This is a genomic window from Lentimicrobiaceae bacterium (genome assembly GCA_028697555.1).
Taxonomy (GTDB): Bacteria; Bacteroidota; Bacteroidia; order Bacteroidales; family UBA4417; genus UBA4417.
On the sequence record JAQVEX010000056.1, the window covers coordinates 1 to 15618 of the forward strand.

The 15618-nt window shown below is 35.1% G+C and carries 20 protein-coding genes; all 20 read right to left on the reverse strand.

The window, feature by feature from the left end:
* On the reverse strand, positions 1–343 hold a 343-nt coding region (locus tag PHP31_08610; GenBank protein MDD3739336.1), incomplete at its 3' end, for a hypothetical protein.
* Between the two features lie 12 nt (positions 344–355).
* Entirely contained in the window at positions 356–886 is a 531-nt protein-coding gene (locus tag PHP31_08615; protein MDD3739337.1) for a hypothetical protein, read from the reverse strand.
* A gap of 196 nt (positions 887–1082) precedes the next feature.
* Entirely contained in the window at positions 1083–2870 is a 1788-nt protein-coding gene (locus tag PHP31_08620; protein MDD3739338.1) for an RsiV family protein, read from the reverse strand.
* 51 nt (positions 2871–2921) lie between these two features.
* Positions 2922–3671, reverse strand: a complete 750-nt coding sequence (locus PHP31_08625; protein ID MDD3739339.1) for a hypothetical protein — start codon at positions 3669–3671, stop codon at positions 2922–2924.
* Positions 3672–3714: 43 nt separating this feature from the next.
* Positions 3715–4521 carry a hypothetical protein gene (locus PHP31_08630; protein MDD3739340.1) on the reverse strand — a complete coding sequence of 269 codons (807 nt, stop codon included), beginning with the start codon at positions 4519–4521 and terminating at the stop codon, positions 3715–3717.
* Positions 4522–4699: 178 nt separating this feature from the next.
* Positions 4700–5278: a hypothetical protein gene (locus tag PHP31_08635; GenBank protein ID MDD3739341.1), complete on the reverse strand. Its 579-nt coding sequence runs from the start codon at positions 5276–5278 to the stop codon at positions 4700–4702.
* A 41-nt stretch (positions 5279–5319) separates the two neighbouring features.
* Positions 5320–5979 (reverse strand): hypothetical protein, encoded by a 660-nt coding sequence (locus PHP31_08640; GenBank protein MDD3739342.1) that lies wholly within the window; start codon positions 5977–5979, stop codon positions 5320–5322.
* 76 nt (positions 5980–6055) lie between these two features.
* Positions 6056–6712: a hypothetical protein gene (locus PHP31_08645; protein ID MDD3739343.1), complete on the reverse strand. Its 657-nt coding sequence runs from the start codon at positions 6710–6712 to the stop codon at positions 6056–6058.
* 29 nt (positions 6713–6741) lie between these two features.
* A complete protein-coding gene (locus PHP31_08650; GenBank protein ID MDD3739344.1) occupies positions 6742–7260 on the reverse strand; it encodes a hypothetical protein in 519 nt (172 codons plus the stop codon).
* Between the two features lie 50 nt (positions 7261–7310).
* Positions 7311–8561, reverse strand: coding sequence for a TPM domain-containing protein (locus PHP31_08655; GenBank protein ID MDD3739345.1), 1251 nt, complete (start codon positions 8559–8561; stop codon positions 7311–7313).
* A 35-nt stretch (positions 8562–8596) separates the two neighbouring features.
* The gene (locus PHP31_08660) at positions 8597–8875 is read right to left on the reverse strand and encodes a BRO family protein (protein ID MDD3739346.1); all 279 of its coding nucleotides are present in this window, start codon (positions 8873–8875) and stop codon (positions 8597–8599) included.
* A 76-nt stretch (positions 8876–8951) separates the two neighbouring features.
* Positions 8952–9602, reverse strand: coding sequence for a hypothetical protein (locus PHP31_08665; protein MDD3739347.1), 651 nt, complete (start codon positions 9600–9602; stop codon positions 8952–8954).
* Between the two features lie 94 nt (positions 9603–9696).
* Complete coding sequence (locus tag PHP31_08670) at positions 9697–10083, reverse strand: hypothetical protein (GenBank protein MDD3739348.1); 387 nt, start codon at positions 10081–10083, stop codon at positions 9697–9699.
* A gap of 65 nt (positions 10084–10148) precedes the next feature.
* On the reverse strand, positions 10149–10574 hold the full coding sequence (locus PHP31_08675; GenBank protein ID MDD3739349.1) for a hypothetical protein: 426 nt from the start codon (positions 10572–10574) through the stop codon (positions 10149–10151).
* Between the two features lie 75 nt (positions 10575–10649).
* Positions 10650–11096 (reverse strand): hypothetical protein, encoded by a 447-nt coding sequence (locus PHP31_08680; protein ID MDD3739350.1) that lies wholly within the window; start codon positions 11094–11096, stop codon positions 10650–10652.
* Between the two features lie 110 nt (positions 11097–11206).
* A complete protein-coding gene (locus PHP31_08685) occupies positions 11207–11746 on the reverse strand; it encodes a hypothetical protein (protein ID MDD3739351.1) in 540 nt (179 codons plus the stop codon).
* 246 nt (positions 11747–11992) lie between these two features.
* Positions 11993–12508: a hypothetical protein gene (locus PHP31_08690; GenBank protein ID MDD3739352.1), complete on the reverse strand. Its 516-nt coding sequence runs from the start codon at positions 12506–12508 to the stop codon at positions 11993–11995.
* Between the two features lie 54 nt (positions 12509–12562).
* Positions 12563–13552: a hypothetical protein gene (locus PHP31_08695; GenBank protein ID MDD3739353.1), complete on the reverse strand. Its 990-nt coding sequence runs from the start codon at positions 13550–13552 to the stop codon at positions 12563–12565.
* A gap of 28 nt (positions 13553–13580) precedes the next feature.
* Positions 13581–14756 (reverse strand): hypothetical protein, encoded by a 1176-nt coding sequence (locus PHP31_08700; protein MDD3739354.1) that lies wholly within the window; start codon positions 14754–14756, stop codon positions 13581–13583.
* A gap of 53 nt (positions 14757–14809) precedes the next feature.
* Entirely contained in the window at positions 14810–15571 is a 762-nt protein-coding gene (locus tag PHP31_08705; protein MDD3739355.1) for a hypothetical protein, read from the reverse strand.
* Positions 15572–15618: the final 47 nt, after the last annotated feature.

A 15618-nucleotide genomic window follows, 5' to 3' on the forward strand; every position in this document is an offset into this window, starting at 1 on the left:
TTATGAAATAATAATTTTCGAATTGTTGCTTTTCTATCACATTTCTTGATGTTTGAAAATCTTCATCGAAAGCAGCCTCTATAGTCGGATTGTAGCCTGTAAGAGCTTTGAAGGTTCTATAAACCACCATTTTACTTTTGCCATCTTCGGAAACAAATGCTTGTCCATCTTCACTTTCAGATTGACCTTGCGGTATAAGAAAGAGAGGGCAATCTACTTTGTAATTGTAGCGTTCGTTATAATACGAACCGTAATCAATGTCTTGAGTCTCTGTTTTAACTGAATTGTTCTTGCAACCAAACAAGAAAATTGCGGTTGCAAGTAAAAGTAATTTTATTTTCATAGTTTTATGGGATTATTTTCTGCCACTAGGTGCGGATTGTATACGCGGTGCACTCTTCTCAACTTTATCTACAGTTACGTTATCTTTAAAGAAAAAGAAGAAATAGCAAGCTCCGATAATATTTTTATTATTTCCTGTTGCTTTTCCAATCTTAGCTCCTTGTGCATTTTTGATGGTTCCGTCTCTATCTATATTTCCAATTTGTTTTCCGGCTGCATCACGTACATAACCGTTTGCATTAACTTGACCAAGTTTACCACCTTTACCATCTTTTATTGTTCCATCAGTTTCAATTTTACCGACTTGAGCTCCTCTTTCATTTCGCAATGTGCCGTTAGATTCAATTTTACCGATTTGTTTACCTGAAGCTACTTCCACTATACCATCGGATTTTACTTTGCCTAATAGTTTTCCGTTAGCATCGTATAGTTCGTGTTGTGTTAGTTTGTTAACTGCAGTGTTGATTTCACTTTGTGCTTGTACGTTGCCTATTGTAAAAATAGCAAATGCAATAACGCTGATAAATAAAAATAAATGTCTCATAATAATGGGTTTTTAAATGTTAATTAATGTATTTATTGTTTGAATGAAATTTTTGGGTTTGTTGTTTTGGTTTCCATAAATTTACTCTTTGCAAATGTACTAAAATCTTTGGTATCTAACCAATATTGGTATTAAATAATTATTATTTAGCCTTTAGCTATTAGCCCTAAACTCCGGTACCAACACCTAACAGACTCTATTTGTTAGGATGTATATTTCTTACAGCGTAATAATCAATATCTTGGTCTATACGTTTAATAGAGTTATCGGAAGCTTGGGTGTAGCAAAGTTCGTCTATTGTTTTAGCTCCACCCCACTCGTTTAGTTCGGTTTCTGATTCGTAGGAACATAAATATACTACATTATTGTTGCTCCAAAGTGGTTTGAAGGCTGAACCCATATCCGTATCTTCAAGTACTTGCATATTTGAGCCATCGATATTGGCAACACAATATGGTCCGTGAGCCAGGTCGCACATATCGAGCATTATTGCAAAAATTATTTTTGAACCATCAGCCGATATTCCTTTAAAAAAATATTCTCGTTCGGAATCGATGTTGTGTTCGTTCATATATTTGGACAAATCTAGTTTTTTAGACTTATTATATATTGAGCTGTAATCATTTGTTGTTTCACGTGAACTATACGGATGATAGCCAAATTTTCTTTCAAACTGGTCCCAATCAATAGTTGCAATTGTATTATCCTTAATTGAATATTCGTAATATTTTGTAAAGTTGTAATAATCCCATACAAAATCGCATTCTAAAAGAAGGCTTCCTTTTATGTATCTCAACAATGCCTTTTCGCCGTAGGTTTCAGAATAAAATTCTTTTGCCGGTTTGTTTAAATTAAAAAGCTCCTTTGGTTGTGCCGGTACAACGCTTAAATCTACTTGCTTTATAACTATATTTTCGTTTTGCAAAACCGTATAGTAAAACATATCGTCTTGGTCGGAGTATACGCAATTGAAAACAGGGTCGGTTTCTTCGGTAAACTTCATAATAGTGTGGTTTTCGGGATTGAAAAAGTAAAGTTCGGCGTTTTTTACGTAAGCTATTGGAAACTCGTTGTAATTTGCACTTTGGATTTCTTCGGCAGTTATAGGTTCGTTTGCATCTTTCTTCAAATCCAAATCGGGGAAAAACTCAGCAAATAATTCCAAATTTAGAAGATGCGTTATTTCGGAATAAGGAACAAACGCATAGAACATTCCGGACGCGTATGGCGCTATTTCGTACAAATTGTACGTATAATACAGTCCTTTATCGTCCATTAGGAAATTATTGTTAGGAGAAATTTTGTCGAAATCGAAGAAATATTGTTTTAACAGTTCGTCGCTCTCACCTTTGTTCTCTTTTCTCAAACTTTTCAAAAGTTTTTGTTTGATAACTTGTGCTAGAGGTTCTTTATAATCCGAAACAAAAATATCGGCTTCTTGAATTTCTTCCAAAGTATTCAAATTTACAATTACATTTTGTTGGGAATAATAACCGTGTGCTCCGCCTAGATATTCATCGCTAATTACTGAAAAATTCAGTAAATTTTCATTTTTGTACTCTATAATATTATAAACATTTCTGGTGTGCATATAAATATAATGTGGGACATTGTCCTCTCCCGATTCTAGGAGCATTTCGTTGTAATCGGCAGTGCTTTCACGGTACAAATTAATGTAGTTCTTTACATAAGTAGCTACGGCACTGTCGGGAGTCGATGCATTTGCACATTTTTCACCCAATACATTTTCGTAAAAAACTGATTGTAGCTTTTGCAATTGCTCTTTGGAGTTGAAGGTTTTTGGATATATAAATTTAATATCCAATGTAGCGTATGGCAAGCTGTCGGGCTTGTTGGGTAAAAGTTTTATTTTTTCTTGCATCACTATTGAGTCGAACGTAACTACGTTGACACCTTTTTTCTTAATCCCTGTACAAGATGCAAATATCAGGGAGATAAGCAGTAAATAAATTATTCGTTTCATATGTTAAAATTTTGAGTTAATACTTGTTTGTTTTTAGTTATTGGTCATTTTTTATTTAAAAAAGAGATATCCATCGGGCTGTTCTTTTATCCAACCTTTTTTGTTTTTATTTACGATTTTAGCATCGATTGTTTTGGCTTCATGCGTATTTATTGCTTTTGGATAACCATTTTCTTCACTAACACAGACTAATCCTTCGGGGGTATATTTGTATATATTATCGATCCAATAATAATTATTCTCGTCGATGTATTCCAAAGTTCTGGCAATAATTTCCCAATTTCCGTCACCATCAACGTCAATTTCGGAAACATGGTCTCTACAAACAAAGCTATCGAAAGATATTTTATTGAATGTTTTATATTTTTCCTGAAATATATAAATAGTACGTACAGCACACGCCATCAGTCCGTTACCCATATATAGAAATTCCATTCTAATATCTTTTAATCCATTACCGTCAATATCTCCTACCACAACTTTGGTATATTTCATTGCCATTGGGTGCACAGTTATTGGTTCATAGTGTGTTATTAAAAATTCTCCATCTTTATCAATAAGGTTAATGGTTGATAGGTCTTCGTTGCCTTCAGCACTATAGTACATTTGAATAGTAACAGAGTTGTTTTCTCCCAAATAATTTAGTATTGACAACTCGTAATATTCGGTTTCTTCGTACTTGGTTACCCATTCGGTATAGGTTTCAAGTTCCAAATTTGCAGGCTTTACTTTTTGACTCATACCTTGATTGCAAGAGATGACAATTAAAGCCATTAATAATAAATAATTTTTTGCTCTCATAGTTCTAATATTTTTTCTCAAAGGTATTAAGTGTTTTTTTATATTAATTATTATTCTGTTTAAATCTATTCTTTGCTGCTGCTGTTTTTTCTTCCGAATAGTGTACATTTAGGTTTTCGTCGATGATATAACAACGGAATGGCTCGAAAAGTGCAGGGAAATCTTTTGGGTCTTGATGATAGCGTGATTCTTCTACCCAAACGGTTACCACGCCTGGCTTTAAAGCTTTCCATCTAAAAGTCCCTGACTCACTACCGCCGCACATGTTCATTTTAGAGTTACTCTTCTCAACAAATTTACCTAAATATTCTACCAATTCGGCAGGTTCGGCGTGAGCATATACCTCATAAGTTGGAGGGATAATCTGGCGCCAACCTACGCGAATTTCACTTTTTTTCTTATGTCGGTCTATACATTTCTTAATCAAATCAATGGCTTCATTTTTCAGATTGTTTTCTTTTTCGCTCGAAAATTTATTTATTTTGTACTCATACGTTACGTCTTTGCCTTTTTTGTTCAAAACTACCGTGAACGTCCCTACTCTACTTTCGTCTGTAACGGCATGCTTTCGATTTTTGGCAGGCTTATTCATCTTGGCTATTATTTTTGTTAATTCATCAAAATCGGCGGCGGTAAAGTCAAATGCTACGGGATTTTGCATTTGCTTGTCTTGGTAAGAAGCATTATAGGTATTATCACTATCTTTTTTAACTGTTGCAGCAAGGCGATAGTTTATAGATTCAACGGAATAATCGAAACTTACAGAAATAGGTTGTTTTTTTTGAGCCATGTTACAGCCGATGCAAGTAAATAGAGAAAATGCTGTCATAATAATAATTTTGGGTTTCATGATCTTAATTAATTAGTTTATTTAAGTAATTATTCTTGCCATCTATTCTTGTCTGATTTCTTTTACAGTTTTTTCCACATCTTTAGCATGTTCGCTATGATGCGTAAAAACTCCTAATAATATTAATAAGTAAAATATTTTTTCATATTTTGAGCATTTTAATGGTTTTGTAGATAATTTAAGGACAAGTTGTATATGGATTGGAACATAGCCATTCTAATTCAATCCAACCTATTAGCTTTTTACCACTTCCGTCAGTATAGCACACTTTTGCCCAGTCTTTTTTCACATCTACAAATGTAACTGAAATTTCTTCATTTACAGTAAATGTAACTGTGCTTGTGCTATCAGGACTGCTACAAAACTTCAAGATTTGATTGCCATAATTTCGTGTTCTTGAAGCCAATATTGAGCCGTGAATCCAGCAATTATTGGTTTGTAAATCAATTGGTTCGCTTTCTTCGCTATAAATTTGAGGGTCTATTCTGAACCAACCATTCCATGCCTCGTATATATCTATAAGCCATTCTACATTTGTAGGAATGACTTTTATAACTTTACCGCCAGGACTTTCGCGTAGGTTTGCACCATTTGGGTCTGGGTCGTAAAGGTAGGCTCCGGCAATAGCTTCATTTTGTGGATTTTGGTTTACATACTCTGCTTTAAAACGTTCGGCAGTAGAGGGCTTCTTGGTTTGTCCGTACGCCAACACACTTGAACAAAGGATAATAACTGTAAAAATAATTTTTGATTTCATGATTTTGGGAATTATTGATTTTTGCACTGTGTAGTGCGTTATTATTCGTATTTATTACATTCTACATTAAATTTATTATCGATAGAAATAATGTACTTTACAGCACGAGGCTTAGTCATGCCGCTATCTGAAACTTTTAAATATGCAGTGCATTTTATAAATTTTTCATTGCGTTGCAATACAGGGAGTTCGGCGATATCGAAAAGCCTAAACTTTTCGGTAAGCAATTTCCCGCCAAAAAGAACTTTTGAAATAAGACGTATGATATCTTCATCAGAAATTTCTTGGTTATTGAATATATCTATTGTTTGAGCAATATGTGCAAGCGTTTCTCTTGAATTGCGTAGAATTTCATTGGTTCGGGTGTTAAATATTACGCTAAAGTGGTACATATTCGGGTCTGAGTCGAGTACTATGAAATCTTTCTTTACTTCATAAGATATGAACAGGAAACAATGAATTTGTGATGCATATTCGGAGACTTTGATTTTTCTTGTTTCTCCATCTTTCTTTATAATTTTTTCAATTTTACTTTGCTCTTCTTTTGTAAGTGTTATAAACTGATAAGTCATTGGGTATTTTTCTTTTTCTGTTAATATTTTTGTGTTTGCATAATTATGTCGTGTTTTATCTTGTCCGTTACAACTTGTAACGAAAAGTGATGATAACACCATTATAATTATTATTGCTTTTGTTCTCATTGTTTTATAGTCTTAATTTTATCTATTATTTAAGTTATTACATATGTATATTATCAATTAACATATTAAGCCTAACCTATTCGATATATTTCCATTTGTATTCGTTCAGGTAGCTTATTTTTTTATTCTCTATGTTGACGTAAGTTTTTTGCAATGCAGCTAATCTCATTCCGTTAAAGGCTCTATCGCCAATTTCTTCAATTGTATTGTAAAAATCCGAGTTAAAGAGTTCGGACGGCACTTTGTTTGTTTCATGCCATTCGCCAGTCTGGGCGTTCCATTGAACGATAGGCATATCTTCAGAATATTTATAAAATGTAAATCCCGTCTGATTGTCATCAGGCATTACCTCACCTGAAAAATTATCTTTAATTGACAGTAATTCACTACACGAGTTCAAGTCGTACACATTAAGCGTCCGAACATTGCTTGTGCCATTACTCAATACCAGAGCATCAGCTACAACGCATTCAAATGCTGTGGCATCTTGAACTGTGAATGATTTTACATCTTCACGCTTTGCTTCAACTCGAATAATAAATCCGTCGTAATTTTCAGCCCAGCTACCGCTAATGCGGCGTAAGTCATCTTCATAGCAAAGTGTTTCGTTTTCTTGTAATGGTTGTAATGTGATAATTTCAATCTCTTGGGTTTGCTTGTTGTCCTTTTTATTGTTAGTACAACCTACCATAGTTAGTACAATTAAGGCGAGTAATACAATTTTTTTCTTCATTTTATTAATGTTTTTAGTTTAATTAAATTTTAATCGCGTAGCACGTATGAGCTGAAAATTCCATGCATTTGGTGTGCTATCTTATTGAGAATTGCTATTTCATCTTCGTTTTCTGCAATATTCTTATCAACGTTGCCAACGGAATATTTAACATTTTTGCCATTTTGTCGGTAAAGACGTTTTTCTGAGTCTTTGTCCTCATTTTGTTGTTCAAAGGCAAAAGTAAGTGATTCATCGTCGAACATATACTCTGCATAAGTTGAGAAAATCCCATGTTGAGATTTAAAAATCACCATTTTTAATTCTCTTTCGTCGGGTGTATAATAGAAGTAGATTTTTTCGTTGTAAAAACGTGCGCCAGGCTCTCTTTGGTCGTATTTATTGTCTTCTAAATAAAGGCAAACCAAATCGTTGGTTTTACCTTCAAGTTGTGATTTAAGTTTATAATACTGCGTGCGAATTTTTTGCACATCTTTTGCTGCATCTTGTGCTTGTATTGCCGTAAGGCAAAGCATTGTAATGATAATAGTTATAATTAATCTTTTCATTGTTTTATTATTTTAATTTTTTACTTAAATCTGTACCATTTTTAATAACCTTAAAACCTTGTACTTGCACCACCGCCACCACTACTACCACCACCCCACGAGCCGCCACTACTCGACGAACTCGATGATGAACCCCATGATGAACTGTCGTCATAGCTTGATGAACTAGAGCCTGAACTTCCAACATATGACGGATATTTACGGAAACGGTATGTTAAATCTTCAAAGTGTTGGCTTCCACATTTTTTGCAGGTAAAAGTGTGGCGTCTAGTGCGCATGTAAATATTTTCTTCCGTTGTTGGCTCCAATGAAATAAGTTCCGAACCTTTCTCGAGTTTCATTTTGCCAATTGACTCACACGCTTCGCAAATCAGACCTCTTCGTAATCTTCTACGCCAAGGAATGTTGATGAAAAGCAAGTAAGGGATAATGATATAAGGGACAAAAATAAAGTATGCAATTAAGTTCGCAGGTTTAATTCCTCTGTAATTAATTAGTTTTTGATAAACGTTTTTACCTTTTTTCACATCTTTCCTTCTCTTGTAGTGGGCATAACCTAAAAAGGCTAACCCAAACAGTGTCCAAATAGCGAATCCAAATATTGCATCTCCATCGTCGCCGCCGCTCATAGTTGTGCCAAGGAACTCCTCGTTGTCGGGGTCGGCAAGCCGCTTTTGTACTGCAATAAGCCCGGCTTCGAGGGCTTCGCCGTACTTATCTTCGGTCAAATAAGGCAGCATTATTTTTGTTTGGATTAGCTTACAAATTCCGTCGGGAAGTATAGCCTCAAGTCCATATCCTGTTTCGAATGTTATTTCTCTATTGCCTTCCTCTAAATTGAGCAAGATGAGCAATCCTTGGTCTGTTTCTTTTTTGCCAATACCCCAAGTGTTGAATAGCTGATTGGCAAATTCGCGTAATGTAGCGTATTCGTTATCATCAAAATTTGGTAGTACAACTACCGCCACTTCCACATCGAATGTGTCGCGTATTGTGGCTGCTATGCTGTCGATTGCGATACGGTAGCGTTGTGCAATAAGATTGTTCGGATCGCTAGTATAGCGAGATGCATCTTGGAGTTGTACATTAGGTACATCTTCTACGCGGTATCTAATATTAGTTTTAAGGACAACGCTGCTTTGTAGCCTACTACTCGTAGAGCGTTCTTGCTTTGAAATAGCTATTTCTTTGTTAGAATCCTCATGGTTTCCAGCAAAGCTTACCAACAAGGCAGTTGCAATAAAGATTGTAAAAAGAATAACAACGCTTTTTATTACTCCGCTACTATTTGCACGTCTCATTTCTTTATTGTTTTTATTTTCATAATAATCTACTTTTATCTGAAGATGCCTTGCATATCGGCAACATCGGTCTCTCTCATTTTACCGTCAGATGCTTTTAATTTCAACTGTCGACAAAATGTCGACAGTTCAGATTTTTCCTCTTCCGACATCCTCTTTTTTACACGATACCAATAGTCTCTGGGTTTACTGCTTTTTGTTAGTACTCCAACTACATCTACCACAGAAAAACACCATTCTTCTTTTTCGCTGTCCCATACAGTGCGAACTTCTTTATTTTCATATAATTTTATTTCATTCATTTCACTACTCATTTATATTGAAAGTTAAATTTTAAATTGTCATTTTTATGGCAAATTTAGGTTTTATTTCGTAAATCTCGTTGTATATTTATCTTTCTCTTGTAAATGAGCCGCCACCTTTGTATGTGTTTACAATACATGTGAATTCCCAGCCGCATTTTGGACATTTTATAACATGATAAATAATATCATCAATCCAATACCCGTCTTTCTTATGTTCTCCTACAGCACAACTGCCTTCTACGAAGATAAAGTTTTCTTTTTCAATTAGTTCTTTAATATATTCTATGGTTTCTTCGTATAGTTCCGGTGAAATAAAGTTATGAACTTCTTTGATATCAAAACAATGTAAACATGTTTCTGAATATTTTGTTGTACCTACCGGTTCAAAAATAATCAGATTTTCTTTTATTGCTTTGTGAGTCAACTCTACAAGTTGCCGAACATCCTTTTCGACGTCTGCATAATGAAAATAATTAGCTTTCGGGAATATCATTAAGGGCCAGAAAACATCACCGGCTTTATTCTGTACTTCTATAACAATAAAACCGCGTTCACATTCCATGATTATCTTGTATTCGCAGGGTAAATAATGGTATTCTAAATAAAAAACGCACATTTGAACAGGTCCCCAATATTCGACAAGCTGAACATCTTTACCAAAAATTTCCAACATGATTTTATGGCAATTTTTCATGTTCTTAGCAGATATAGATTCATCTTCAAGTATAAGTTCCATAATTTTTCTCCTTTTTCTTTGCTTAACCATTAAGGCATTAAGGCGCATTAAGTTCTTAACTATCCTTAATATCTTAATGGTTTATTTATTCCCACTAACGATACATAGCCAATTCCAAGCTATCCATATATTGTCCTAACGACATGTTGAACTTCTGATAATCAGCATTTTCAAATTCTCCTTTCATACATGGAACAGTAACATTTACGTTCTGAAGCTGATTAAAGAACGTTATCATAATTGGGACTTTTATTATTGTCGATATTCCGCGAATTGTCATATTTCCGGCTTCTTCTAGTTTTAAAATTTCCTCTTTTGAAGAAATGTCCATTTTTTCATTATCGACTAGAATTTCTACATTCTCGTAATAACTATAAATCATGCTTACAGCTTTACATATTTTATCCCAGCCGACTGCGTACGTCAGATTAAATGTTGACGCCAACCAACCGTTTTCTTCTGTTACTCCTAATAAAAGCATATGTTATCCTCTTTTTTAAATATTTATATTTGAGTTAGTTGCATTTTGATAATTTTTCATCATCCTTAATCTAATAATCCAACATGTTTTAACATGGCTTTCCTTTCTTCATCGTCTTCTGTAGGTTTTTCTAAAAACTCAAACATAACAGAAAGACTCATAAAATCTCTCATAAAGGCTTCATCACCGCCTTCATGTACGATGCTTTCCACAATACTAGCCATTTTCTGCAGTTTAGTACCGGCATCATCTATTCCTTGCATGTAAGTTAAAGCCATAATTTGTCCAATGTCAGCCACATCTTCTTCGCCAAATGTGTGACACTGTTTAACTAACGGAATAAATTCTGTGAAAATTTTTTCACGTTCGCTTTTTACCTTTTGTTTCAATTCATCGGTTATTTCGGGTGAATTGCTAAAATTGTCGTAGAGAAAATTGAAAGCTTTTATAGCTATTTTTCCCATTTTCGTTCCTAATTCGTTTGTTGTCATAACATTATTTATTTATTTATTTATTTATTTATTTATTTATTATTGTTTAATTGTTTAAATTTTTACATTGTAAGTTTAGTTGGCTTGTTCACTTACTTCTTCAAATTCATAATCAGAATTACCCCACTCTTCAGTTTCGTAGTCCATTGCGTAGAATGTAATGATTAGCACTTCTTTGTCTTCCCTTTCTTCAATTCGCCATGGCATATTTGTCCATTCGGAGGCTGCTCCAACTATTGGTGGTTCGCTGTTGAATTTTACATTTATTTCTCCATTTGAAAGCGTTCCGGTAAATGAAACAGGCTCTTCCTCTATGCCATATTCATTTGATGTAACGGTTCCTGTTACTTCACCATTAGAATTGATACTTAATCTTACAAGGGTTTCATACTTTAATCCTCCCGAATAAAAAGCTTTTTCCTCAAATTGTTCTACATTGTTTTTTTTACCTGAATTGCATGCCGTAATTAGTGTTAGCGGTAATATTACTAATGCAATTAAAATCATCAATTTTGTTCTCATATTTTTAAATTTTAAATGTTATTAGTATTTTTATATTATTTTCTTTAATTAACGAAGTTTAAAAGTGTCATAGCTATAATTATTAATTTTGACTTCATCTTAACCCATTATTAAAACTTTGTACTTGCTCCGCCTCCTACACTGCTGCCTCCACCCCACGAACCACCACTACTTGAGCCGCTGTCGCTACCCCAAGAGCTGCTGCTCGAGCTGCTACTTGATGAAGGCTCAACGTACTTATATTTAATATCCTCAAAATGTTGATGTTCGCAATTTTTGCAGATAAAAGAGTAACGCTTGATACCATCTTGTCCTATTACGGCTTGTTGTATTATTTGAGCTTTACGCTTGTGCTTCATAGAACCGTTTGATTGGCAATTTTGACAAACAACGTTTCTGCGTGTTTTTCGACGGCGTGGACAGTAGATAAAAAGTACATATGGCAGAAATATATACGGAATCATGATGGAAAGCATAGTGATAGTAGCTGGGTCTGTTGAGTTGGCATAGATAGCTTTTTGAAAAGGATTTTCGGAGTTTTTAATGTTCCTTCTTATATTGTTTTCCCACGGGATTAGCAATGCCAGTCCCATTAGTGTCCATACAAATATGAAAATTAGCACTACATTATTTTGCCAGGTTAACTTCATAACCAGCCAGATTACTAATATTAGTATTAGAAATAATAATAATAATTTGTTGGTTTTTGCTTTCATTTCTTCTTATTAATGCTTTTTAGAGAAACAATAGGTGCGTTCATAGTCAATCAACATGATTCTTGGGCTTTTTACATATCATCGTTACCAAGCGGATTTCCCTATCTGAAACAATCGGGTAGCGCAAGCAGCTAGGCATTATTGTTTTGATAAAATTGAACATAAATATTCTGCTTTTTATTACTCTACAAGTTCGGTTTTGAAATAATCTATCAGGAACGCATCTTCATGTGGCACAAGGGTTACTTCGTTTTTGAAAACCAGCCCATCGCCGTAGTCCACAGTTACCAGATATTTTAAGCCTTCGATGTGAGCAATGGAAACGTTTTTAAGCTTTTGCCCTACCTCCATTCCGTTGCCACGCCCGAATGGCGACCACATCTTAACTCCTACAGGATAAATGTCTTTCCATTTGTTTTGAAATCCCATTTCTGCCGCTTTTTGCTCCTCATGGGTCTCAAAGTTTGGATATTCAAATATCTCCATATATTCGGTATAATAATCGTAATACCGTTCTGTGCAAATCTTTTCCTCATCGGGAAAGCAGAAGGCGTTTTCTTCGTCGGCACAAGTGAAAACAAGCCCTAGCCACTCCTCGCCTACAGAGATTTCGTCATTGGCTTTCTGAGCCTTGCCGGCACATCCCGCCAGTAGTATAGCTACAATCGTAGCAGCAAATAAAATGTTATTATTCATTGGTTTATAGAATTTGTAAAATCATAAATGGGTTTATTACTTCATATCATATTATTAAAGCGCACATTCTTCGTACTTGTACCAGTTCTTTTTTGATAAGATTGACTCATGTGCTTTGTCGAATGTGTTACCGTCCTCAAGCCAATAACGCAGCACGTATTCTCCCGGATACTCATCAATGCGATCGGGTAGGCTGTTTACCAGTGCAGACATTTGATCACCGGAAATATTATTGGTTTCGCAATATATTTTCTGTAACTTTGGATTGTTTGACAAATCCAACGCTGTGAGCTGATTACGCGGGCAACTTAACGTTTCCAACTCTGTATTAGATAACAAATCCAATGATGTAAGCTGGTTGCCGCCACAATACAAATCATTAAGCTGCAGATTTTTGGATAAATCAAGCATACCTAGTTTATTATTTCCACAATTCAGCCACTTAAGATTTGAATTATTTGATAAATCCAATGTAGTAAGCTGATTACCAAAACAACTTAGGCTGATGAGTTCAGGGTTGCTAGATACGTCCAACGTCGTTAATTGATTATGTGAGCACTCCAGATTAGTTAACTGCAGGCTATTTGATATATTTAGTACGGTAAGCTGGTTGTTGTAACAATGTAGCATAGCCAATTTTGTGCTATTTGACGCATCCAGTTCAGTAAGCTGATTGTGTGAACATTCTAATTCAATAAGTTCAGGGTTGCCTAAGATATCCAGCATAGTGAATTGACCACTACGACACCACAGCGCATTTACCTTCCCGTGTATAGTAACGGTTTGTGCACCAAGCTTATACTCTGTTTCAGCATTTTTGCCAAAATTGGTAACAGTCTCTCCTTCATCTTTTATTCCATTGTTATTAAGGTCAATCCAAACGTCAGTTCGGTCGGCTTCAGCAGCGTCTATAGTTAATTTGATAGTTTCCCCCACTTCCTTGGCGGTGGTTAGTGTTATATAACTTTCTTGCGTTCCTCTTGTACAACCAATTAGCAGAATGGCTGCAAGTGCGATGACAGCAGTAAAAATGTTTGTTTTCATGTATTAATTGAGTATTTGTTTAGTTTTATTAATAAGATATTTTGAGTTTATTTATGTTTTTATCGTAACGTGAATAATAACCTACAGCAAAACTTACAACTTGGTCGAATATGGGTTTAGTAAATTCAACAAACAAATCTTGTTCTGGTGGAGGCATAACGGCTTCAAGATTCGTCATTTTGAGTTGTTCTTTTGACAAAGCACGTTCGTCGCCTTTGTACGTTGCCCATTCATTGACCCACACAAATTTTCCTGGGAAATTGCGATGTTGTTCTACGCGGTTAGTGCTAGCATTAATTATTTTCGCCGAAAGGACTCCTTGCGAGATGACCTCTCTTTTGTAAGTAGTTAGTGTTGCTTTTACTGTTCCGTACACATCTTGAGATTTTCCGTCTATTGTGGTTGTTCCCACCAATACGCTATCTTTAGAAACTTCCTTTGTGTTTCTGATTTCGCGCATATTTCCAACCGAGAAATCTTCGAAATTAAGCACTAAATATTGATCGGGATTATTCAATCGTTCTCTTCTAGCCTCTTCGTAAGTATAGAGACGGATAAACTTGTCTTCAGTTACATCACAAATTTTAGCCATCAGATTGTTGTAGAAAAAATCGGCAGAAACCTGATATCTCCTGGGCGTAAGAGGTTTTTGTACTACCACCTTGAGTGTGGCTGCATACAAAGCGTCTTGAATTTTTTCGTCAACATCTTTATAGTCAGGTACATATTTTTTGACTCTCATAAAATGGAAATAAGCCTCTCTGGCATCCTGAATAGTGTTAGTTTTAAGCAGACGTTCGCCTAAATTGTATGCTTCTTCTGCCGCCAAAGGCAATACATTTCTTAATTCTTTGCTGTACTGCTCAGGTTGAGGAAAAAGCTCCAATGCTTTCGGACAGGTATATATTGCGTCGGCTATTGCGTTAAGAGCCAAATATTCTTCTGCTACAATGGAATACTTGTTAGGAGCATTGGCATCTAACGCATTTTGAATCTTTCGCAAGCCATTTTCTTTGGCTAAAGGGTATGCTATCTGTAATACCTCAAATGATTTTTTATTCTTCGGATTTGAGCGTAAAGTTTTTATTGCACTCATTGAAGCTCCGTAATAATCGCCGTGTTTCAATGCTCTTTTGCTAGACGAACAATTGGCACACAATAAAGCAATAATTAACAAAATTGGTAAATAACTAAGTTTTTTCATGCTGTGGTCTTTTTTTATTAATTCGTATGTTTATAATATAGTATTTTAAATTTTCAATCTCCCAAAAATCCTAAACCTCTGACTATCGGATTCAGGTGATAAACATCGTCATCGCCGAGGCGAAGCCAACCTACCAATCCGAAAGCTGTTCGTGCCAAGTAGTTCATCATGGGTTTTTGCATTCCGTATTCATCGGTATTAGTCACAGGTTCAGCAAGTAAAATCTCAATTTCGTAGCCTACAGGAAAAGTTGCAACAAGTTCGCCTTTATTATTTTTTTGACTGTAAAGTTTAACAGGTTTCAGTAGCTTACCTTTAACATCCACATAGTAAAAGGGCTGTTCAACTTCGGCAACTTTGTAGTTATTAAATTTTAACTTCTTCCGTTGGTTGAACATTTTGTTTATATTTCCCGATATGTAAATAATTCCGTTGGAATTGATGCACATTTCTTCTGCAGCTTCCGACCAAATGGGATTGTTGTTTTTGTCGGTAATATAAAAAGCAGGGTCAACGCTTGGACCAGGCGAATAGATAATGTTCACATGTTCGCCCATTGATGAGTTTTTATACCTGCCCAACAAAGTATAATCGGAGTACTCATCAGCGTCGTAGCAAGGGTCGGTAGTTGGTAAACTATGACAGTTTTTGTTTATTAGCGTAAAAGAGTCTTTCAAGTAGCCAAACCTTGAGCCATCAGCATGTTCAGAGTTAGCATTAATCCATATGTATTGTGGGAATGACTTTTCGGTTTGAGCAAAAATTAGCTGTACGCAAAAGATAAATAAACATGTAAGTAATAAGGTTTTTTTCATAGGTTTGGTTTTTTTTACAAATATATATAATTTAAGTGGTTTTTCAG

Excerpts from the sequence above, each read along its gene's own strand:
- PHP31_08615 (MDD3739337.1), bottom strand. The coding sequence starts at position 886 with ATGAGACATTTATTTTTATTTATCAGCGTTATTGCATTTGCTATTTTT.
- PHP31_08620 (MDD3739338.1), bottom strand. The coding sequence starts at position 2,870 with ATGAAACGAATAATTTATTTACTGCTTATCTCCCTGATATTTGCATCT.
- PHP31_08625 (MDD3739339.1), bottom strand. The coding sequence starts at position 3,671 with ATGAGAGCAAAAAATTATTTATTATTAATGGCTTTAATTGTCATCTCT.
- PHP31_08630 (MDD3739340.1), bottom strand. The coding sequence starts at position 4,521 with ATGAAACCCAAAATTATTATTATGACAGCATTTTCTCTATTTACTTGC.
- PHP31_08635 (MDD3739341.1), bottom strand. The coding sequence starts at position 5,278 with ATGAAATCAAAAATTATTTTTACAGTTATTATCCTTTGTTCAAGTGTG.
- PHP31_08640 (MDD3739342.1), bottom strand. The coding sequence starts at position 5,979 with ATGAGAACAAAAGCAATAATAATTATAATGGTGTTATCATCACTTTTC.
- PHP31_08645 (MDD3739343.1), bottom strand. The coding sequence starts at position 6,712 with ATGAAGAAAAAAATTGTATTACTCGCCTTAATTGTACTAACTATGGTA.
- PHP31_08650 (MDD3739344.1), bottom strand. The coding sequence starts at position 7,260 with ATGAAAAGATTAATTATAACTATTATCATTACAATGCTTTGCCTTACG.
- PHP31_08655 (MDD3739345.1), bottom strand. The coding sequence starts at position 8,561 with ATGAGACGTGCAAATAGTAGCGGAGTAATAAAAAGCGTTGTTATTCTT.
- PHP31_08660 (MDD3739346.1), bottom strand. The coding sequence starts at position 8,875 with ATGAGTAGTGAAATGAATGAAATAAAATTATATGAAAATAAAGAAGTT.
- PHP31_08665 (MDD3739347.1), bottom strand. The coding sequence starts at position 9,602 with ATGGAACTTATACTTGAAGATGAATCTATATCTGCTAAGAACATGAAA.
- PHP31_08670 (MDD3739348.1), bottom strand. The coding sequence starts at position 10,083 with ATGCTTTTATTAGGAGTAACAGAAGAAAACGGTTGGTTGGCGTCAACA.
- PHP31_08675 (MDD3739349.1), bottom strand. The coding sequence starts at position 10,574 with ATGACAACAAACGAATTAGGAACGAAAATGGGAAAAATAGCTATAAAA.
- PHP31_08680 (MDD3739350.1), bottom strand. The coding sequence starts at position 11,096 with ATGAGAACAAAATTGATGATTTTAATTGCATTAGTAATATTACCGCTA.
- PHP31_08685 (MDD3739351.1), bottom strand. The coding sequence starts at position 11,746 with ATGAAGTTAACCTGGCAAAATAATGTAGTGCTAATTTTCATATTTGTA.
- PHP31_08690 (MDD3739352.1), bottom strand. The coding sequence starts at position 12,508 with ATGAATAATAACATTTTATTTGCTGCTACGATTGTAGCTATACTACTG.
- PHP31_08695 (MDD3739353.1), bottom strand. The coding sequence starts at position 13,552 with ATGAAAACAAACATTTTTACTGCTGTCATCGCACTTGCAGCCATTCTG.
- PHP31_08700 (MDD3739354.1), bottom strand. The coding sequence starts at position 14,756 with ATGAAAAAACTTAGTTATTTACCAATTTTGTTAATTATTGCTTTATTG.
- PHP31_08705 (MDD3739355.1), bottom strand. The coding sequence starts at position 15,571 with ATGAAAAAAACCTTATTACTTACATGTTTATTTATCTTTTGCGTACAG.